The sequence below is a fragment of the Pseudanabaena sp. FACHB-2040 genome (genome assembly GCF_014696715.1).
Lineage (GTDB): Bacteria > Cyanobacteriota > Cyanobacteriia > Phormidesmidales > Phormidesmidaceae > JACVSF01.
The window spans coordinates 390,695-410,217 of the sequence record NZ_JACJQO010000022.1; the positions used below are offsets into that span (position 1 = coordinate 390,695).

At 50.8% G+C, this 19,523-nt stretch carries 16 protein-coding genes; 15 read left to right on the forward strand and 1 reads right to left on the reverse strand.

Annotated elements, in window-relative coordinates:
* Nucleotide 1: 1 nt before the first annotated feature.
* The 12 genes from H6G13_RS24735 (at nucleotide 2) to H6G13_RS24790 (ending at nucleotide 13,195) form a co-directional block, all read left to right on the forward strand.
* A complete protein-coding gene (locus H6G13_RS24735; RefSeq protein ID WP_190487899.1) occupies nucleotides 2-1,336 on the forward strand; it encodes a hypothetical protein in 1,335 nt (444 codons plus the stop codon).
* A 74-nt stretch (nucleotides 1,337-1,410) separates the two neighbouring features.
* Complete coding sequence (asnB, locus tag H6G13_RS24740) at nucleotides 1,411-3,360, forward strand: asparagine synthase (glutamine-hydrolyzing) (protein ID WP_190487901.1); 1,950 nt, start codon at nucleotides 1,411-1,413, stop codon at nucleotides 3,358-3,360.
* Between the two features lie 69 nt (nucleotides 3,361-3,429).
* Nucleotides 3,430-4,356 carry a glycosyltransferase family 2 protein gene (locus tag H6G13_RS24745; RefSeq protein ID WP_190487902.1) on the forward strand — a complete coding sequence of 309 codons (927 nt, stop codon included), beginning with the start codon at nucleotides 3,430-3,432 and terminating at the stop codon, nucleotides 4,354-4,356.
* A 27-nt stretch (nucleotides 4,357-4,383) separates the two neighbouring features.
* The gene (locus H6G13_RS24750; protein ID WP_199306681.1) at nucleotides 4,384-4,977 is read left to right on the forward strand and encodes an acyltransferase; all 594 of its coding nucleotides are present in this window, start codon (nucleotides 4,384-4,386) and stop codon (nucleotides 4,975-4,977) included.
* The gene (locus H6G13_RS24755; protein ID WP_190487904.1) at nucleotides 4,967-5,812 is read left to right on the forward strand and encodes a class I SAM-dependent methyltransferase; all 846 of its coding nucleotides are present in this window, start codon (nucleotides 4,967-4,969) and stop codon (nucleotides 5,810-5,812) included. Before H6G13_RS24750 ends, H6G13_RS24755 begins: the two co-directional genes overlap by 11 nt.
* Nucleotides 5,809-6,744, forward strand: coding sequence for an NAD-dependent epimerase/dehydratase family protein (locus tag H6G13_RS24760; protein WP_190487906.1), 936 nt, complete (start codon nucleotides 5,809-5,811; stop codon nucleotides 6,742-6,744). The genes H6G13_RS24755 and H6G13_RS24760 overlap by 4 nt, the downstream gene beginning before the upstream one ends.
* Nucleotides 6,741-7,940 (forward strand): glycosyltransferase, encoded by a 1,200-nt coding sequence (locus H6G13_RS24765; protein ID WP_190487907.1) that lies wholly within the window; start codon nucleotides 6,741-6,743, stop codon nucleotides 7,938-7,940. The genes H6G13_RS24760 and H6G13_RS24765 overlap by 4 nt, the downstream gene beginning before the upstream one ends.
* A gap of 90 nt (nucleotides 7,941-8,030) precedes the next feature.
* Entirely contained in the window at nucleotides 8,031-8,735 is a 705-nt protein-coding gene (locus H6G13_RS24770) for an FkbM family methyltransferase (RefSeq protein WP_190487908.1), read from the forward strand.
* Nucleotides 8,736-8,784: 49 nt separating this feature from the next.
* Nucleotides 8,785-9,678, forward strand: a complete 894-nt coding sequence (locus H6G13_RS24775; protein ID WP_190487909.1) for a glycosyltransferase family 2 protein — start codon at nucleotides 8,785-8,787, stop codon at nucleotides 9,676-9,678.
* Nucleotides 9,675-10,577, forward strand: coding sequence for a glycosyltransferase family 2 protein (locus tag H6G13_RS24780; protein ID WP_190487910.1), 903 nt, complete (start codon nucleotides 9,675-9,677; stop codon nucleotides 10,575-10,577). The genes H6G13_RS24775 and H6G13_RS24780 overlap by 4 nt, the downstream gene beginning before the upstream one ends.
* Nucleotides 10,578-10,700: 123 nt before the next feature.
* Nucleotides 10,701-12,014 carry a glycosyltransferase family 1 protein gene (locus H6G13_RS24785; protein ID WP_190487911.1) on the forward strand — a complete coding sequence of 438 codons (1,314 nt, stop codon included), beginning with the start codon at nucleotides 10,701-10,703 and terminating at the stop codon, nucleotides 12,012-12,014.
* Nucleotides 12,011-13,195: a glycosyltransferase family 4 protein gene (locus tag H6G13_RS24790; protein WP_190487912.1), complete on the forward strand. Its 1,185-nt coding sequence runs from the start codon at nucleotides 12,011-12,013 to the stop codon at nucleotides 13,193-13,195. Before H6G13_RS24785 ends, H6G13_RS24790 begins: the two co-directional genes overlap by 4 nt.
* Nucleotides 13,196-13,228: 33 nt before the next feature.
* Here H6G13_RS24790 and H6G13_RS24795 read toward each other — a convergent pair whose 3' ends face one another.
* Nucleotides 13,229-14,131: a class I SAM-dependent methyltransferase gene (locus tag H6G13_RS24795; protein ID WP_190487913.1), complete on the reverse strand. Its 903-nt coding sequence runs from the start codon at nucleotides 14,129-14,131 to the stop codon at nucleotides 13,229-13,231.
* A gap of 428 nt (nucleotides 14,132-14,559) precedes the next feature.
* On the opposite strand from H6G13_RS24795, the gene H6G13_RS24800 reads away from it, so the two are divergent.
* The 3 genes from H6G13_RS24800 to H6G13_RS24810 all read left to right on the forward strand — a co-directional run bounded on the left by H6G13_RS24800 (nucleotide 14,560) and on the right by H6G13_RS24810 (nucleotide 19,505).
* The gene (locus H6G13_RS24800; RefSeq protein ID WP_190487915.1) at nucleotides 14,560-15,372 is read left to right on the forward strand and encodes a WecB/TagA/CpsF family glycosyltransferase; all 813 of its coding nucleotides are present in this window, start codon (nucleotides 14,560-14,562) and stop codon (nucleotides 15,370-15,372) included.
* A gap of 71 nt (nucleotides 15,373-15,443) precedes the next feature.
* Complete coding sequence (locus tag H6G13_RS24805; RefSeq protein ID WP_190487917.1) at nucleotides 15,444-16,916, forward strand: sugar transferase; 1,473 nt, start codon at nucleotides 15,444-15,446, stop codon at nucleotides 16,914-16,916.
* A 24-nt stretch (nucleotides 16,917-16,940) separates the two neighbouring features.
* Entirely contained in the window at nucleotides 16,941-19,505 is a 2,565-nt protein-coding gene (locus tag H6G13_RS24810; protein WP_190487919.1) for an O-antigen ligase family protein, read from the forward strand.
* Nucleotides 19,506-19,523 lie beyond the last annotated feature (18 nt).

Consider the following 19,523-nt stretch of genomic DNA (forward strand, 5'->3'; position numbering starts at 1 on the left):
TATGATCAAGATTTTTCCTGACCTAGACTGTGAGCTGCGCTGCCCGTTGGACTCGACCCGCTTAGAGAATCGGGGCTTTTCTATTCCGGGTATGCGCTGCCTGGCTGATGCCGTTTGCCCAACCTGCGGAGCGGCCTACTATGCTGATCTGCCTGTAGGTCAAGCGCTATGGTCACCCGCTATAATCAATCGGGCAACCGCCAAAGTCTATGATGCTACGCAGACTGAGTGGTTTAGTCAGCCCCTGCAGACTAGCTGGCAAAAGCCGGTTACGGCAGAAATAGTGCCCACCGTTCATCGGTTCTTTGAAGCTGACCGCATCATCATTATCAACTGCCTCGATTTTCTTTATGGACACAGCCTACTTAAACTGCTCAATGTGCAGCGGCACATCGACCAATCCCCAGATTGGGGGTGCTGTGTGCTCGTCCCTACTCAACTCATGCATCTTGTTCCTGAAGGGGTAGCTGAAATCTGGGAATTTCCTGCTCCTATAAAAGAAGGTTGGCAGTGGTATGTCAGCCTAGAGCGCTGGATTAGTCAGCAGGTTACTCAGCGCCAAGAATGTTTTTTAAGCCGTGGTTATTCCCACCCCAGCCCTAAAAGCTACGACATCCAACGCTTTGTCCAAGATTTGCCTGATATTTCTTCTGAGCTTGAGGGCCATTCCCCAATTATTTTGTTTAGCTACCGTGAAGATCGCCTTTGGGGACGGTCTTTAGGTCAGCAGCAGCGACGGCTACAGAAGCTCTATAACCGCCTAAGCCAAGTGTTTCCCGAGATGGCTTTCGTTCTGGTGGGATTTGGGCAACAGAATCAGTTCTTTGAGAGTGGGGCTAAGCTAATTGATTTACGGGTCACTCAGTTTAGCGTGAGCCAAGATCGCCTATGGATGGCTCATATGAGCATAACGGACTGTGCCATTGGGGTACACGGCTCGAATATGCTGCTGCCCTCTGGTTTGGCTAAAACGACGCTTGAACTAGTGCCACGATCTCGTTTACCCAACACTGTTCAGGATCTCCTATTTCCAGTTGGCTACGAGGACTGCCGCGACGCTTTACTAAATTATCGACTGCACTACGGCAACGAAAGCCTTTCTGATGTTCAACCTTCTAGCTTGGTTGATCATGTAGCAAATCTCTTAGCTTATGCTCCCATCAATGCTACTTGGTTCAAGATAGACAGGACTTCCGGAACTATTCAACCCTATTTAGAAGTACATGAAAGCCCTGTTTCTTGGGCAGCTCGTCAACATATGAAAAACCGGCTAGGAGGAAAGCTACAAGCCAGAATAAAAGAGAGCATAGCGGAGCTGTTATTTATGCTTGACTAATTCTTCTCGGCTTCTGGTAGCTTTCAACACTTTAAATCATTTTTTATTTTTCTAATAATTTATAACATAGGCATATGTGTGGAATTGTAGGTATCCTAAACCGATATGAGGCTCAAAGCAGCAGCCTACATACCAGTCTTCGTTGTCTACATCACCGAGGTCCCGATGATCGGGGAGCCTGGCAAGACGAGTACCTTCAGTTAGGCCATACGCGTCTCTCTATCTTGGATCTAAGTCCATTGGGACACCAGCCTATGGCTTCTGAAGATGGGCGCTACTGCATTTCATTTAATGGTGAAATCTATAACTATCTTGAACTCAAGCAGGAACTGACTACGCTGGGCCATAGCTTTAATGGACACTCCGATACAGAAGTTTTGTTAGCTTCTTTTGCCCAATGGAGCACTGCTTGTCTAGATCACCTCAGAGGCATGTTTGCATTTGCTATCTGGGATAAGGAGACCCAAAACCTGTTTTTAGGACGAGATCGCTTTGGTGAAAAGCCGCTCTACTACTGGTATGACAAAGAGGCTTTTTATTTTGCCTCTGAACTCAAAGCGCTGTTGCCCTTGCTGCCAACAGTGCCAGAGCTAGATCCAGTCTCAATCGATCTGTATTTTCACTATCAGTACGTGCCTGAGCCCCGTACTCCGTTGAAGGGAATTCACAAGCTTCCGGCTGCTCACTACTTGCAAATTTCCCGCGAGGACTGGAAATTTACACCTCAGTGCTACTGGTCCCTAGAGAACATTCCTCCAGTGACAGGTGATCCTGCCACTCTAATTCGTCAGGAGTTGGAAAAATCTATTGAGCTGGTACTGAGATCGGATGTACCAATTGGGGTAGCGCTAAGCGGCGGTATTGATTCGAGTGCGATCGCAGCTTTGGCCGCCCCCAAATACCGAGATACTTTACAAACATTTAGCGTCGGCTACCCTGGTCGCCCAGCCTACGACGAGCGGAACCAGGCTGAGGCTTTGGCTAAGTCCCTCAAGTTGCCTTTTCACGATATTGAGCTAACAACCGAAGCCCTAGTCGATTTTTTTCCCAGTCTAGTTGCGGCTGTAGATGAGCCGATTGCTGACATTGCTGCCTATGGCCACTATTCAGGAATGCAGCTAGCTGCGAGCCAAGGCGTTAAAGTCATGCTCAGTGGCGTAGGGGGTGATGAGTTGTTTTGGGGCTACTCCTGGGTAGCCCGTGCTGCCCGCATCAGTGAATTAAAAGATCACTACCTTCAAGCTCCTACGTGGAAAGCGCAGGGAATTAGAACATTACGGAAACTAGCTCAGCACCCTCTCTACCAAAAATTGGGACAGAGCAAAAAGGTGCCTATCCCTATCCAAAGTTGGTTTCGGCCAGGGATTGACCTTAGCCAAATGACCCTCTCTCCTCCGGATCGAGCTGTTTTTTACGAGCTTTCTCCCGATTTTGTTGAGGCGCTAACGTACCGGCCTCACTTATTCACTCAGTCCCTGTGGGAGCACATCCCCTTAGATAATCCCTACTGCCTCTTTCCACTGAGCCCACCTACAACCCTAGACATTCCTAACCAAATCTCTCAAACACTCTTTCAAACCTGGCTAGTTTCAAATTGTTTGTCTCTTGGAGACCGGGTAAGCATGGCCTGCTCCATCGAAACTCGTCTACCGCTATTGGATAAAGAACTTGCTGAGCTAGTAATCGGCTTACGCAAAAATCAGCCCGATCACTGCCTGCCTGCGAAAGCCTGGTTAAAGTCAGCACTCAAGGGGATACTACCTAATGAAGTATTAGATCGGCCTAAGCGTGGATTTCAACCCCCTGTACAGGAGTGGATGCATGCAGTCGTACGGGAAAATTTGGAGACTCTAACGACAGGACACTTGGTAGAGCTAAACATCCTTTCAAAAAGCTTTGTTCAAGCACTAAGAGATGAATTTTCCAACAAGGGTAGGCACACATTTATGCTCTATAAAGCTGTCGTTTTAGAAATTTGGTACAGACAAATCGTTCTAAGCAGCCAATCGGCTGTTCGTATTTGATACAGGCTCTATCGTAGCCAACTCAAGAATTTTTGATAGCTCAGCTTGGTATTTCAACTAATATGACTTATGCCCTGCTCAACCCCTGTTATCTTTCTTATATTTCGTCGTCCCGAGCTAACTGCCCGCGTCTTTGAACAAATTAGAGCAGCTCAGCCCAGTAAATTATTTGTTGTAGCAGATGGTCCACGCAACGAAGTAGAGCGGGTATTGTGTGATCGAACTCGAGCCGTTACAGAGCAGATAAATTGGGACTGCGAAGTCTTTCGAAATTATTCTGAGGAAAACCTAGGCTGCTGCAGAAGAGTTACCTCAGGGTTGACCTGGGCTTTTGAGCAGGTTGAGGAAGCCATTATTTTAGAGGACGATTGTCTGCCCCATCTCGATTTTTTTAGTTTTTGCCAGACCTTACTAAGTTACTACCGCGATGATAAAAGAGTTTGGGTGATCAGCGGCAATAATTTTCAAGATGGAAGATGGCATGGGGATGGCAATTATTACTTCTCCAAATACAATCACTGCTGGGGCTGGGCAACCTGGCAGAGAGCTTGGCAGCATTGGGAGTTGAATTCTAAGAAGTGGGTTGAGTTTCGAGATGCAGGATTAATGCACTCTATTTGCGAAAGTTATTACGAAACTATCTACTGGACAGAGATTTTTAATGCTCTCTTTCTAGAGGAAAAGTTCAATTCTTGGGCCTATCCCTGGATGTTTACGTGTTGGGTACAAAGCGGGCTAACGGCACTACCTAATGTTAATTTAGTCTCTAACCTTGGATTTGAAGCAGATGCTACACATACACGGAGGGACAGCCATCTGGCCAATCTCTCAACCGAAAGACTAGGTGGAATAAAGCATCCCACCTTTGTGATGCAGGATAAGAGCGCAGACTTATACACCTTCAACCATTATTATCAGCCGCCCCAAGGGAAACTAAATCTTCTTCTAAAGAAGCTTAGATCTCGAGCATCATTCTTGGGAATGATAGCAAAATAAATCAAATTTAAACAGAAATTTGGCGACATGGTTATAGCCCTGGATATAGTTAGCAAAATTCTGCATAAAATGGCAGATAAGCTAGATGAAATCACTAAGCAAGTTTCTAAAGGAGTCAGGGTGCCCGCTTCTGCAAAGCTTAATGTAGGCGGTCTCAAGCTGAAATCAGGTTGCCAGCTCACAGTCGGGGAGCAGAGTCAGGTACTTGCTAGCATTATTTTCGATAAAGAGAATGCCAGCATATCAATTGGACACCGCTCTTTTGTTAATGGAGTTCTCATTGCAGCACAATCTATAGATGTTGGAAACGATGTTTTGATCTCTTGGAATGTCACTGTTGTTGATCATGACTCCCATTCGATCGTATTTTCTCAACGCTCTCAAGATGCAGTAGATTGGTTGACCTCGAAGAAAGATTGGACGCCTGTCAAAATTGCTCCTGTCAAAATTTGTGACAAAGCCTGGGTTGGCTTTAACTCGATTATTCTTAAAGGAATCACTATTGGAGAAGGAGCTGTCATTGGGGCAGGTTCAGTAGTCACAAAAGACATACCTGCCTGGACAGTCGCTGCAGGCAATCCGGCGCGAGTGATTCGGGAGATGTCAGAAGATGAGCGATAGATTACTCACTTGGGAAGAAGCCGTTCGGTGGCTTAAAGCGCAACCCGATAGACAGGCCCTTGTGCAGCATTGCTATTATGATGACCCTTTACAGGCGGCAGCAGAGCGCTTCAGCCGTAGTCAAGAGTGGCAGGCACTGGCTCAACTACTAAAGGCTCACCTTCCCGGCGAAGTTCTGGATTTAGGCGCAGGCAGAGGAATTTCTAGCTACGCCTTTGCTAAAGCTGGCTACTCTGTTACGGCCCTAGAGCCTGATCCCAGCAATTTAGTCGGCGTAGGCGCTATTCGATCTCTGATTGAGAGCAGCCATTTACCTATTCAGATCGTTCAAAACTACGGAGAGGCTTTGCCCTTTGAGGACGGTACATTTAATGTTGTTTATGGGCGAGCTGTTTTACATCATGCCCAAGCACTCAAACAGCTTTGCCAAGAGAGCGCTAGAGTCCTTAAACCGGGAGGCATGTTCATCGCCACCCGTGAGCATGTGCTTTCAAAGAAGAGTGATTTGCAGCAGTTTTTAGATGCTCACCCCCTACACTTTCTTTATGGTGGTGAGAATGCTTACTTACTAAGTGAGTATAAAACCGCCATTCAGGCTGCAGGGCTAAAGCTACGTAGGACAATGGGGCCTCTAGACAACGTCATTAACTACAGCCCTATGACGAGAGCTGAATTTCAAACGGAAGTTGCCACTGCTCTTAGCCGTCATGTAGGCAAGTATTTAGGCAGTTGGCTTGCTAATCAGCAGATTGTGCAGCAGGGCTATGGGAGATACCGCTCTTTGCGATCTCACACCCCCGGACGGCTCTACTCGTTTCTGGCCGTAAAGCCATGACTTGCGAGACCCAAAGCGTCCTCGTTACGGGCGTAGCAGGCTTTATTGGCCGCTACGTTAGCCGCTACTTTTCTCAGCAGGGCTGGGCCGTCATCGGTATTGACAACTCGCCTCCAGAGAACGCGCCCCTGGCTAATCTCGCAGCCTACCAGCCTTTACACCTGCCCGATGAGGCACTCAAAGACCTGATTCGGCAGTATCAACCCCAGGTTCTAATTCACTGCGCAGGCAGAGCCTCCGTCGGTCTTTCGGTTGCCGATCCCGTTGCCGATTTTCACGGCAATACCGTCTTGACCCTTGATGTGCTCAATGCGCTTCGCCTGTACGCCCCTGACTGTCGGTTTATTTTCCTATCTAGCGCAGCAGTCTACGGCAATCCAGAGTCCCTGCCAATTAGAGAAAGCCAATTGCCCGCTCCCCTGTCGCCCTACGGCTTTCATAAGCTTCAGGGGGAACAGCTCTGCCTAGAATTTCATAAAATTTACGGCCTGCCCACTGCCAGCGTGCGCATTTTTTCTGCCTACGGCCCCGGTCTGCGCCGCCAGGTCATGTGGGACATTTGTCACAAGGCCACCATCCAAAGAAAAGTATACCTTCAAGGAACGGGACAGGAAAGCCGCGATTTTATTCACGCCCTAGACATTGCCAGAGCTTTAATGCTAATTGCCGTCGCCGCCCCCATGCAGGGTGAGGCTTACAACTTGGCGACGGGGCGAGAAGTCACGATTCTGGAGCTGTCTTCTCTACTACTTGAGGCCCTTGAGTACAGCGGCTTACCGGAGTTTGATGGCGTTGTTCCGGTAGGCAACCCTCTCAACTGGCAGGCCGACATCTCGAAACTTCAGGCCTTAAGCTTTATGCCGTCTGTCGGGCTAGAGCAGGGCGTCAAAATTTTTGCTACCTGGTGCCGAGCGGAGTTAATTGGCGTATGAATCACCCCTTCAGAATTGGCTTAATCTATCAGGGCGGACGCAACTGGATTGGCGGGTCAATGTACGTCAAAAATATTATTCTGGCGTTAGCCAGTCTTCCCGATCAGGTAAAGTCAACTTTTGATATCTGCCTACTCTACAACGATGCACTCGATGCAGCCACTCGGCAGGAGCTAGAACCCCACATCAGCCAGTTTTATGACCTTGAGCAGGAGGTCAAGCCGATTACCCTGAAGAATCGTTTAATTTGGAAGTTTGAAAAGGAGGTCTTTCGGCAGCCCAATCCTCCATTTAATCCTGTGATGAAAAAAGGAAAGATTGATTTCCTGTATCCCACATCTGCCCCTACAAGAGAGCCGTTTGCTCTGCGCAGCTGCCCTTGGATACCTGATTTCCAGCATAAATATCTACCCCATCTGTTCTCAGAAGCTGAAATCGAAAGGCGCGACCGAGAACATAGTGCGATCGCGCGCCACAGCACTAGGGTCGTCCTCAGCAGCAAAGCCGCGGAGAGCGACTTTAAAAAGTTTTTCCCAACTTCGCAGACTAGGACTGAGGTGCTTCAGTTTAGAACGTCCCCCGCATCAAGCTGGTTTAGCGCCCATCCAGAAGAAATTCAGAAGAAATACTGCCTACCGGAGCGGTTCTTTCTGTTTAGCGGCCAATTTTGGCAGCACAAGAATCATCTGGTTGTCCTTGAGGCTCTGCAGGAGTTGCGATCGCAGGGCATTCAGCCCACCGTTGTGTGCACAGGCCATATCTACGACGACCGCAAACCCGAATACTTAGATCTTATTCTCCAAAAGATACACACCTACGGTCTATCCCAGCAATTTCTAGTATTGGGTCTAATTTCCCGCAGTGACCAAATACAGCTGATGCGGCGTTCCATTGCTGTATTGCAGCCCTCTTTGTTCGAGGGATGGAGCACAGTTGTTGAAGATGCCCGCTGCCTGGGCAAGCCAATGATTCTCTCCGACTTCCCCGTTCACGTGGAGCAAAATCCGCTCGGATGCGTTTTCTTTGGAAGAAGCAACTTTATGGAATTAGCAAATATCCTAGCCAAAGGCTGGCAAACTCTTTCATCCGGTCCCAACCTAGAGCAGGAACAATTAGCCAGAGCCCAAAACAAAAAAGACATTCGATTCTTTGGCCATCGTTTTCTTGAAATAGCCAGAGGTGAAACCAAGCTATAGCTATAGCCACCATGTTAGCTTCAGCTCCTGAATCTTACCATACAGCGCCGAGCCTAATCCTTAACACTTCTCATTAACACACAGAATCATATGACAATTCTTAAAAAGCTGCTTAGAAAAGCGGGTCTAGCGAGAACTCAAAACCCCGCTGCTCTTGAAGCAGCTCTACAGCGAGCAGCTCAGCGAGGAACACAAGTCCAAACTGTTATTGATATTGGGGCCTCCAATGGCTCTTGGTCAAAAACCGCCAGAAAGTTCTTTCCCACGGCGTACTGCCATCTCATTGAGGCCAACTCTTATCATCAGCCTGCTTTAGCAACCCTCAAGAGAAGCTGGGAGAAGATCGACTTCACCGTGGCTGCCGCTGGTGATAGCAATGGCGAAATTTTCTTCGACGGTAGCGATCCTTTTGGCGGGTTAGCTTCTCACGATGCTTCCAGAGACAGCACAGCGAAAGTTCCCGTGGTTACCATTGACCACATCCGTAGCGCCCATACATTAGCGCCTCCCTTTCTTCTCAAGCTAGACACCCACGGTTTCGAGGTTCCTATTTTTGAAGGCGCTAAAGAAACGCTCCAAGAAACTAGCCTGGTTGTGGTTGAAACATACAACTTTAAAATCGCTCCCGCCAGCTTACGCTTCCACGAAATCTGTCAATATCTAGAGGAGAGAGGATTTCGGTGCGTTGATATTTGCGATCCGCTGTTTCGCCCCAAGGACCAGGCACTGTGGCAGTTTGATCTATTTTTTGAACCCGCCTCTAATTCCAAGTTTCTAGATAATACGTGGTCTTAACAGCTAAAGGGCACCTAGCTTTACAGGCTTCAGAAGCATTTCAGGTTTTATGAGCAGTCCGTTCAAGCTTCCCAAAATTACCATCGTTACCCCTTCGTATAATCAAGCCCAGTACGTAGGAGCCACTATCGAGAGCGTGCTGTCCCAAAACTATCCCAATCTGGAGTATATCGTTATGGATGGCGGTTCCACAGACGGCAGTTGGGAGGTGATCAAAACCTATGAGTCCGGTCTCCATCACTGCTCTAGCGGCCCTGACCAGGGGCAATACGATGCCATCAACAGAGGCTTTCATCACGGCACAGGCGAGATTATGGCCTGGCTCAACTCTGATGACAAATACACCCCCTGGGCCTTTCAGGTCGTCAGCGAGATTTTTAGCACTCTGCCGGAGGTGGAGTGGCTAACAACGCTATCTCCCATCGTCTGGTCTACCTCGGGAGCCGCAGCTTATTGCGGTCATCGAGGAGGCTACACCCGCCGCGGCTTCATGCACGGTGAAAATATCCTGGAAGCTCGCTGGTCTACCCTAGGGACACTCCAGCAGGAATCGGTTTTCTGGCGGCGATCCCTCTGGGAAAGAGCCGGGGGGTACGTGGATACAGCCTACAAGCTCGCTGCCGACTTCGAGCTCTGGGCTAGGTTCTTCCAGCACGCCAACTTATATACCGTCGAATCACCACTAGGCGGTTTTCGTCAGCACGGCAATCAAAGATCAGTGAACCAGGTACAGGAATACATCGAGGAATCAAGACAAATCCTAAAACGATATGATGGGCAACCAGCCGGAGCCTTTAAAGGGGCTTTCAAAAAAGTCCTAAAGGACTATGTCAGGCTCCCTCGCAGCGTCAGAAAATTGGCCGTAAAGCTCAAGCTGAAAGACCCCCACCGGCTCTGCGTTTACTCGTGTTCGGAGCAGATTTGGCAGGTTGATGAGATATGACAACTTACCGCTCTGTTTACATCATCATTCCAGTTCACAATCGTAAGGCGATCACCCTTAAGTGTTTGGAAGCACTAGAAGGTACGGGTGATTTATATCGTTGCTCCGTTGTGGTTGTGGATGATGGCTCGACCGACGGCACCTATGATGCAGTACAAACCCGCTTTCCTAGCACTCTCCTCTTGAGAGGAGATGGCAATCTATGGTGGACAGGGGCTATTAAAAAAGGGATGGAGTTTGCCTACGCACAAGGGGCGAGCCACTTTATTTGGCTCAATGACGATACCTTACCCCTAGAAGGCAGTCTTTCCCTTCTGATAGAGACTTGTACTCAAGATCCGCAAAAAATCGTCACAGCCCAGTGTTACAGTTCTGCTGACTTTCGGGAACCTACGTATGGCGGGCAGATCAAACAATGGTTTTCCGTTCAGCTATTATCTGTACCGGAGGGTGAGCGGGCAGCATGTGACTGCTTGAGCGGTAACCTTGTGTGTCTGCCACGCTCAGTCGTTGATCAAATTGGGTATCCGCCTAGTCACAAACTGCCGCAATGCCTTGCGGATATTGTCTATACCTGGGAAGCCAAGAAAGGTGGATATCAGTTAGAAATATTAGGCGACGCTAAAGCCATTTGTGAATTTAACCCTTTAGAACAAGGGTGGAGCTATAACCCTATGCCTATGATTAAGCACTGGCAGAGGATGAAAACCCCAAAATCCAACCTTTATCCACCTGCCTACTGGAACTACTGCACAAGCTTTTATGGATTCTTAGCACCTATTCCCTTCATCACAATCTATATAAAGCTACTTATTTTTACTGTCGCTCGCTGTTTTTTGCCTCCTGCCTCTTTGAAAAAGCTCAAAGCTTTCAAGAATCAGTGGCTCCGCTCATTGTAAGAGTATCTGCAGAGGATACCGTTTTTCATCCTGCTTCCCATTCATCACTGAGGCCGGTTTCCTATATCATCTCTACGCTCCTTAAAGGAGCTACTGCCTAGAAAACCATCCAGGAAAAACAGTATGCTTTCTGCCGACATAAATGCTGCATTTGACTGTTCTATTTTAGGAATGGGATATATCAATCCTAAAGCGAGAACAGGTGTTTTTCGAGCTGTCGAACAAACTCTGCTAGCCCTGCTTGAGCAGCCTAAACTCAATTTGCACCTTGTTAGTTTTAACAATGAGTTAAGTTCCTGGAGTAGCCTCGGGACAAAGCTTTATTTACAGGAGCATCAGATTAGATCGAAGCAATCTGAGCTAGTCTTAGGGTCCTCCTGGGAGGAGGTTTACCTAAAATATCCTGTCCTGATGCAAAAGTACGTTCTAGAGAATCTTCAGCTTTTTGAGATTCTCCGTAAGGCTATCGTGGCGATGCAGATTCCATTTGATAAAGTAGCAAATCTTTCACAGCGACATCTGCCAAAGATCGAAAACTGGCAAATTTACCACTCACCCTATTTTCCCTTACCAGAGAACATAAAAGCAGCTAACATCCCCAGAATCTTAACTATTTACGACCTTGCCCCTATTCTCTACCCTACGCTGTGCTCAAAGCGAACTGTACAGCAGTTTAATCGCATCATCGCGAGCATTGATATTCACCGCGATTGGATAGTCTGTATTTCAGAAGCAACAAAGCGAGATTTTTGTGAGTATACAGGTATGAGCTCGGATCGGGTATTTGTTGCCTCGTTAGCAGCATCTACCAGATTTCAACCGATTCCGCCTTCGGACGCAGCCCGACAGGTACTAAACCACTACAACATTGCCGATGCTCCGTACCTACTCAGCTTAGCGACGCTAGAACCCCGCAAAAATCTAAAGTTTCTAATTCGATGCTTCTCCAAGCTAATTCTGGAAAATCCTTCGATAGACCTTCAGCTGGTTTTAGTAGGTATTAGTGGCTGGAAAAACAAGGGAATCTTCCAAGAGGCCAAAACCCGTCCCGAATTAGCCGAACGCATTGTTTTTACTGGTTTCTTACCTGACCAAGATCTTAGTACTATTTACAGTGGTGCTCTTGCATTCGCCTATCCCTCGCTGTACGAAGGCTTTGGGCTGCCACCTTTAGAAGCTATGCGTTGCGGTGTTCCAGTCATCACCTCCAACGTCAGCTCTTTACCAGAAGTCGTTGGGGATGCAGGCATTATGATCGATCCTACAGATGAAGAGGCGATGTGTCAGGCTATTTTGAACCTAGTTAACAGCAACACCCTCAGACAGTCACTTGCTCAAAGAGGTTTGGCAAGAGCTGAGCAATTCAGCTGGGCCCGCTGTGCGGAAGAAACAAGCAAGGTTTATCAAGTTTCTATCAGTAGCCAGGATAGATCATGAAACTGCTTTATACATTGACAGCCTATCCTCCGGCCATTGGAGGTGCACAGCTACATCAGCACTTACTGGCTCAACAATTCCAGTCGCAGCACGATGTTCAAGTCGTGAGCTTTTGGAACCAAAACCGCACAGATTGGCTGTTGGGAACAACATTGAGAGCCCATCAGCGCCCCCACAACTATGTCATTGACCAGGTTCCCGTTCACCGTATGGGCTTCTCCCCCAGAGAGAAACTGCAAATGCTGCCCTGGCTTCCGCTCTACTACCCTCTGATGTCTAAGGCACTGCCACCTGTTGCTCAGATCATTGTCAATCAACTCAAACCCTTCGTCCAGGAAGCCGATCTGATTCACAACGTCCGCATTGGCCGAGAAGGGCTTACCTACGCCTCTTGGCAAACCGCCCGACAGCATGACATTCCCTTTGTGCTAACGCCAGTTCACCATCCTCGATGGGTTGGCTGGCGCTATCGGGCCTATAACGAGCTTTACCGGCAGGCAGATGCAGTCATCACCCTGACCCCTTCCGAAAAACAAACCCTGATGTCTTTGGGCGTTCGAGAAGAGCGTATTCATGTCACCGGACATGCACCTATTCTAAACACTGAGGCCAATGGTGACGAATTTCGTCAGAAGTATGGGGTGAAAGAGCCCATTGTTCTGTTTTTAGGGCAGTTTTATGGCTACAAGGGCTACCAGCAGGTATTGGAGGCCACATCTCTGGTTTGGCAGCAGCAGCCTGACACTCACTTTTTCTTCATCGGCCCGCCCGTTGAGCAATCTGAGCAAGTCTTTGTAGAGTATCGGGATCCCCGCATTTATAGATTAGGAGCCGTTAGCGCGGCAGAAAAGACAGATGCCCTTGCAGCCTGCGACCTGCTCTGTGTGCCCTCCATGCAAGAAAGCTTTGGCGGCGTCTACACCGAAGCCTGGAGCCTAGGTAAACCTGTTATCGGCGGGCGCATTCCCGCTATTGCCGATGTGGTCACTGAAGGGCAAGATGGGTTTCTCGTTGATCAGCAGCCCAAGGAGATTGCCGATCGTATCCTTTACCTGCTCACCCATTCAACAGAAGCTACAGCAATGGGCCAAGCTGGAAAAGCTAAAGTCACAGCCAACTTCACCTGGCCTAAATTAGCCCAAAAAACGTTAAGTGTTTACCAGAGCGTTTTAGCGGGGTAGGAGTCACTGAAGCCGCAACAGCATCCCTAACCTTCATTTCTGAGCAGCCAGCCAAATAGATTTAACGCCAAAGGCAAACTGGTTTTTAAGTATTTTGTGCTTAGAAAAACCAGTCTTTTTAAGATAAGCAATTAGCATCCTTCGGTTAAAGCCAATTTCATGTGTCTTTGTCAAGATACTCACTCGATAAGAAATGACCGTGTGCATCAAATTAGGCTCTGCACAAATTAATAGCCAGCCACCTGGTTTTAAGCACCTAAAGCAGGCTTGAATCGTCTCCTGCCAACTGTAAGCATGATGTAAAGCTTCATACACAAAAACACCATCAAAGGTTGCCAGATCTTCAGCCTTTAAGCTTTTATCCACAGTCTCCATAGGAGCTTGACAGAAGTTGAGTTGTTTATGGATACCCTTAGTCTTCAAACTTTCGACCCTGCAGTTAGCCGCCGTAATATCATAGGGGGACAATGTCGTTCCAATAACTTCAAATCCCATGATTGCCAAAAATTCAGACAGCCAGCCTGTACCACAGCCAATCTCTACCAGTTTCTTGGGTGGATTAAGCCCTAACTTCTCCAGATAACGAGTAATTTCAAGAAAGTCAGACAAGTACTGAATTCCCCATCGCCCAAACCAAAAAGGTTTGCTTTGGGCGACTTCAAACGACTCCTCCGCTGAGAGTCCAGGCCACATTAAGGTGAAGTCTATCTCATCTTCATAAAGCTTTTGCTGATCCTCAAAGGTGGGAGGAAACTTACCTTCAGCGAAATCATTCAGAACAAGGTACGCTCCAACCAGCGCCTTCTGGGATTTAGAAAGGTGCAGCTGACCATTGCTTTTGTTTTTCTCCCAAATGGCCCTTGCTCCGTTGAACAAAAATGAGCTTGAGGCTGCCCCCGAAATCCATCGTGACCAGGCTTTTGTTCTATTACTCATAGGGTTCAAATTAGTCGACACCTTTCAAACAGGCGAGCATCGCGTATCTCAGCAGCTATTTGCAGCCTCAAGCGCACCTAGCACCCATCTAGTGATAGCAAGCTTCAGTTAAGACCCATCTTATATTTCCTCTACTCTCAAAAAAGTCTCTCAAAGCCTTGCCAATCGGCTTGAGCCGTGTAGTGAGAGCCCCTCCTCAAAATTCTAAGACTAAGGAACCTTAACCGTTCTAGGCAACCTTAGGCCGAGTAGTCACCTATGAGCTTACCTACCTATCTGAAGCTGTTGCAACAGACCGAGTCGGGAAAACTAAAGCCAAGTCTGATTCCACTTAATGGAAGCTCATAGTCTGAGCAGATTCTACAGGTCTCTAAAGGTCTGCCAGCCATTTACGCATTGACGTATTGTTCCCTTGCTAGGATTGCCTTATGGAATCCGAAGACGCCACCGTAGTACAGTCTCCATGCCCTGCTAAAACCATTGTAGGTGTGCGAATTGACGGCACCAACTATGACGATGCCTGCGATCGCATCACCCACTGGGCTACCCTTCCCACCTCCTGCTACATCGTCGCTGCCAATGTCCATGTGGTTATGACTGCCTATTGGAATCGAGCCTACCGGGAAGTGCTCAGCCAAGCTGCCTTGGTTACCCCCGACGGTATGCCGCTGGTGCTGGGGCTGCGGTTGCTGGGCTGTGCAGATCAAAGGCGGGTGTATGGGCCTGACCTGATGCTGGCCTGGTGCGATCGCACGGCTCGCTTGGGTCTGCCGATTTACCTCTATGGCGGCACCCCGGTGATGCTGCAAAAGCTGGCCCATCACCTAACGACTACCTATCCCGGCCTCATCATTGCAGGCAGTCATGCGCCGCCCTTTCGCCCTCTTTCTGCTGAGGAAGAAGCAGAAGATCGCGATCGCATTCACCAATCGGGGGCGCGAGTGGTTTTTGTCGGGCTGGGTTGCCCCAAGCAAGAGCAGTGGATGGCCCGTCAGCAGGGGCAGCTGCAGGCCGTCATGATCGGTGTAGGAGCGGCCTTTAGCTTCTTTAGCGGCGAGGTCACCCAGGCTCCCCGCTGGATGATGTGCTGGGGGCTGGAATGGCTCTACCGCTTTAGTCAAGAGCCAGGGCGGCTGTGGCGGCGCTATCTCATCAACAATCCGGCCTTTATTCTGTTATTTAGCTGGCAGCTGCTAGGTCACAAGTTGAGCCACCGCTTCGTTAAAAAACCTTTGCGGTGATGGGTTTTGACTCCAACTGCGGCACCCTAAGCCTGATGCCAGCGTAGTCGGCAACCGGCTGCATTGCCCCTATGGATTGTTATCACGCTGCGCCCGCTTATATGAAGCGACAGCCCCACTCACCCTCCACCGTCCGCCAAGACATCCGCGCTCCCCGGTCGCTGCGGCTTAAGGATATGCTCTCCTGGCAGGGGCAGCGGAGCTTAGTGCTGGTGCTGAGCGATAGTTTGGCCCTGATTTTGGCTTGGCAGATTGCCCGCTTTCTCAACCAGTTTTTCTCACCGATTCCAGAGCAGCTGGTGTGGTGGACTTGGTTTAGCCTGCCCAGCTTGTTCTGGGTCTTTATTGCCGTTACCCTGCTGGTATTTGCCCAAAACGGGCTCTACGGCTCCATTAACCAGGTCAAGAACTACGTTCGGGCAGGGAAGCTGGTCAGCATTGTCTACCTGATGTCTCTGGTGGCGATCTACTTTTACGACCCCAAGCTCGACCCACCCCGGTCTCTCTTCTTTTCAGCCTGGATGGGCAGCGTGGTGCTGATTATCGTATCGCGGCTGATGGTGACGGGGCTGCTGCGCCCCTTTGAGCAGGCTTACGCGCGCACCAAGGTATTTGTCATTGCTCCCGCCCGCCGCCTCAAGCGCCTGGCTGAAGTGCTGGAAAAGCGGTCTCGCTACCCGATTGTGGGGGCAGCCCTAGCTGCAACGGCTAATTCCCCCTCCACCTATCAGGCGATTCTGGCTTCGGGGGCGAAGCTGGTGCTGGTTGAGGAGATTCCAGCGGCGGATCTGGCCTCGGCTCTGTACTGGAAGCTGCGGCGGGCGGGCATTACGATGCAGCTGATTCCCTCTAGCCGGGAAATGCTTTACCGCCGGGGCGTGCCCGAAGTGGTGGCGGGCATTCCGACGCTGCGGCTAGATGCGCCCCTAGTAGGCGGTTGGGACTACCGCTGCAAGCGCTGGATGGATTTTGTCGGGGCCGCTGTTGGGCTGCTGCTGCTGTCGCCTGTATTTTTGGCAATTGCGATCGCAATTCGGCTCGATTCTCCTGGCCCAGTCTTTTTCCGGCAAGAGCGCATTGGCCTGCACGGCAAAGTCTTCCAGGTCTGGAAGTTTCGCACGATGAGCACCGATGCAGCCCAGCGACAGGCCGAACTAGAGCAGCACAACCAGACCGAAGACGGCATTCTCTTTAAGATCAAGCACGACCCCAGAGTGACGCGGATCGGTCACATCCTGCGGCGCACCAGCTTAGACGAGCTGCCTCAGCTCTTTAACGTAGTGCTGGGCCAGATGAGTTTGGTGGGTCCTCGGCCCCTACCGCTGCGGGATGTCGCTCAGTTCGACTCCTGGCACCATATCCGTCACCAGGTGCTGCCAGGGATTACTGGGCTTTGGCAGGTTTCGGGGCGCTCTGACATCGATAGCTTCGACGATGCTGCCCGACTTGATCTGCACTACATCGACCACTGGTCGCTCAACCTTGACCTAGATATTCTGATGGAAACCTTTCGGATCGTGTGCCTGGGTAAGGGCGCATACTAGACTCGCCCGCCGCACAAGAGGTCCATGCCCATTTCTGTCTCCCAATTCTCCTTTAAGCTCAGCGCTTGGCCCAGTCTCCTGTGGGGATTGGGCGGCCTTGTGGTGGCTGTGCTGGTGCTCTTTACCTGGCTGCCTTCGAGCTACTACCGCATGGTGGAATGGCCCTGGATTGTCATCTGGCAGGCAGGCTTTTGGCTGGCTGGGCTGCTGCTGATTGGCTGGCTGCGGCGGTTTAAGCAGGCATTTCAGCCGCTGGGCTATGGCTTAGACGCAGTTCTAGCGGCCACCTTAGGGAGCGTGGTGCTATCGGGCCTGGCTTCTGAATTTCGGCCTGTGGCGCTGTGGAATTTGACCCTGGTTTTGGGCTATGGCCTGCTGCTTTACCTAGGGCGACAAGCGCTGAACCAGGCGGTGTTAACCCGGCAGAAGATTTGGCTAGGTCTGGTGATCGTGGCTGCTGGAACCGCCGCTATAAGTCTCAGTCTGTGGCGGCCTGACCCGGCTATGTGGGCCGCAGGTAACTTTGCGACTGCCCTGCGAAACCCGCAGCCACTGGGTCATCACAACTTTGTTGGCGGCTATCTGGCCCTGGTACTGCCGCTGGTGGGGGCCTTTGCCCTGGCAGAAAGGGGTCGGTGGCGAGGACTGGGGGTGGGGGCAACGGTTCTAACTGGAGTAGCCCTTTACGTCAGCGGTTCTCGGGGGGCTGCTGGGGGCTGTTTGATCTGGGCAGTGGTAACGCTGGGCTGGGCCACGGTCACCGCGACGGGTCGAGATCGCTGGCGACGACTGGCCGTAGGGGGCAGCCTGCTGCTGCTGCTGCTGGCTGGGCTACTGACTAACCCTCGCGTGCAGAGTTGGTTTGCAGGGCTGCGGTTGGGACAGGCTGGGACGGCAGTTGCGATCGCAGATGGCCCCACACTAGATCGGGCTTTTATGCTGCGGCTGGGCCTGAACATTCTGCGAGATCGGCCTTTTCTGGGTGTGGGGCCGGGCGTTATGGGTCGGGTATCGAACCTGTATCGGCCGATTGAAACGGGCGAAGGGCTCGATCACATTCAGCAGCTCCACAACACGCCCATGCAGCTAGCCGGAGAGCTGGGGCTGCTGGGGCTGGCCCTGTACATTGCCTGGTGGGTGGTTGTAGGGCGGCTCTGGTGGCGACTGTACCGGCTGCCGCAGATGGCAGGGTATGAGCGCATTCTGCTTTACGGGATTGGCGGCAGCTTTTTGGCCTATGGCGTTGCCAGCCTCACTGACTACCAGCTAGAAAATATTGCGATCGCCAGCACCCTAACGCTAAATCTGCTGCTGCTGCTGTCCCTGGCCCAGAGAGCGCTGCCCTCGCCTCCAGAGCTGCCCCAACGGCAGCGGCGCATCGCTAGCTTAAGCGTTTTAGGCATTTTGGGTCTGATGATCTATACCTGGCTGCCCTTTGATCTGGCCCTGGCCTTTGGCCAGAGCGGCACCGAGGCCATGATCCAAACTCAGTTCACCCAGGCTGAGAACCGCTGGCTTAAAGCCAGCCAGCTAGCCCCTTGGGACCCCACTTTCAGCGCCCTGGCCAGCGAACGGCTGCTGGATCTAGTGGCAATAATGGGGCCTTCGATCAGCCAGTCCGCTTTTCAAGATAGCCTGTTGACCTTTAGCCAGCAGGCTGTTCAGGCGGCTCCCTACGATGTTTGGTTTAACCAAAACCTGGCCGTTCTCTACCAGAGCCAAGATCTGGCGGTTGCCGAGCAATTCGCCAGCCGCAGCGCTCAGCTACTGCCCCGTAATCGCAACTTCACCTACTGCCTGCTGGGCCAAATTTACGCAGCCCAAGGTCAGCTCGACCGGGCGGTGGCCGCCTTTACCCTGGAAGCGCTAGTGCGGCCCGCCTTTTTAACCTATCCCCTGTGGGCCGAGCCGGACCTAGAGGGCCTGTACCCAGCAGTTGTGCAGAGCACCCTCCTGGAATACGCTGCCCTGCTAGCACTGCCGCCCCAGTCGCCGCACTACAACAGCACCTATAGCCAGTGGGTGCTGCTTAGGTGGTGGTTGGGAGACTCCATCGCGGATGTCGATTTGAGCCGACTGCGGCCTCTGGTGCAGGCAGTTTTAATGGCCGAAAGCGATTTTGATGGAGCATTGGAGCAGGTAGAGGCAGCACTTGCCAGCGGCGATCCCGATCTTGGCCTGCCGCTATTAGCAGCCTGGCTAGAGCCCGATAAATACTTAGGATCCTACCTGCAGCAGGCCAACCTAGACCCTGACGAGGCCCAGCTAATCGAGCAGAACCTGCGGCAAAACCGCCGCTTGCGCGATTGGCTAACCGCTTTGGTTGGGCCACCACCGGCTCGCTACCGAGGGTCGCTAGCCTTTGCCTACCGCAACCGCTCTGCTAATCAGCTAGAACAAATGCTGCAACCCCTCGACTTACTGACCTACACCTTCATCGAAAAGCTAGACCTCTGGCCTGACTGGCCACGAGAATTTGCCGCTCTAGATCAACACATCGAACAGTTTAGAACCCGCACTCTGAACCTGCCCCACCCAACTCACAACGCCTTTCAACTCACCCCACTCCCCGAATTTCTGTCTCCCTAACTTTTCGGCACAACACTG

What these genes read in the sequence shown, in the direction of transcription:
- H6G13_RS24770 (WP_190487908.1), top strand. Translation starts at nt 8,031, where the DNA reads ATGACAATTCTTAAAAAGCTGCTTAGAAAAGCGGGTCTAGCGAGAACT.
- asnB (WP_190487901.1), top strand. Translation starts at nt 1,411, where the DNA reads ATGTGTGGAATTGTAGGTATCCTAAACCGATATGAGGCTCAAAGCAGC.
- H6G13_RS24790 (WP_190487912.1), top strand. Translation starts at nt 12,011, where the DNA reads ATGAAACTGCTTTATACATTGACAGCCTATCCTCCGGCCATTGGAGGT.
- H6G13_RS24775 (WP_190487909.1), top strand. Translation starts at nt 8,785, where the DNA reads ATGAGCAGTCCGTTCAAGCTTCCCAAAATTACCATCGTTACCCCTTCG.
- H6G13_RS24755 (WP_190487904.1), top strand. Translation starts at nt 4,967, where the DNA reads ATGAGCGATAGATTACTCACTTGGGAAGAAGCCGTTCGGTGGCTTAAA.
- H6G13_RS24750 (WP_199306681.1), top strand. Translation starts at nt 4,384, where the DNA reads ATGGTTATAGCCCTGGATATAGTTAGCAAAATTCTGCATAAAATGGCA.
- H6G13_RS24805 (WP_190487917.1), top strand. Translation starts at nt 15,444, where the DNA reads ATGGATTGTTATCACGCTGCGCCCGCTTATATGAAGCGACAGCCCCAC.
- H6G13_RS24735 (WP_190487899.1), top strand. Translation starts at nt 2, where the DNA reads ATGATCAAGATTTTTCCTGACCTAGACTGTGAGCTGCGCTGCCCGTTG.
- H6G13_RS24800 (WP_190487915.1), top strand. Translation starts at nt 14,560, where the DNA reads ATGGAATCCGAAGACGCCACCGTAGTACAGTCTCCATGCCCTGCTAAA.
- H6G13_RS24765 (WP_190487907.1), top strand. Translation starts at nt 6,741, where the DNA reads ATGAATCACCCCTTCAGAATTGGCTTAATCTATCAGGGCGGACGCAAC.
- H6G13_RS24780 (WP_190487910.1), top strand. Translation starts at nt 9,675, where the DNA reads ATGACAACTTACCGCTCTGTTTACATCATCATTCCAGTTCACAATCGT.
- H6G13_RS24745 (WP_190487902.1), top strand. Translation starts at nt 3,430, where the DNA reads ATGCCCTGCTCAACCCCTGTTATCTTTCTTATATTTCGTCGTCCCGAG.
- H6G13_RS24785 (WP_190487911.1), top strand. Translation starts at nt 10,701, where the DNA reads ATGCTTTCTGCCGACATAAATGCTGCATTTGACTGTTCTATTTTAGGA.
- H6G13_RS24760 (WP_190487906.1), top strand. Translation starts at nt 5,809, where the DNA reads ATGACTTGCGAGACCCAAAGCGTCCTCGTTACGGGCGTAGCAGGCTTT.
- H6G13_RS24795 (WP_190487913.1), bottom strand. Translation starts at nt 14,131, where the DNA reads ATGAGTAATAGAACAAAAGCCTGGTCACGATGGATTTCGGGGGCAGCC.
- H6G13_RS24810 (WP_190487919.1), top strand. Translation starts at nt 16,941, where the DNA reads ATGCCCATTTCTGTCTCCCAATTCTCCTTTAAGCTCAGCGCTTGGCCC.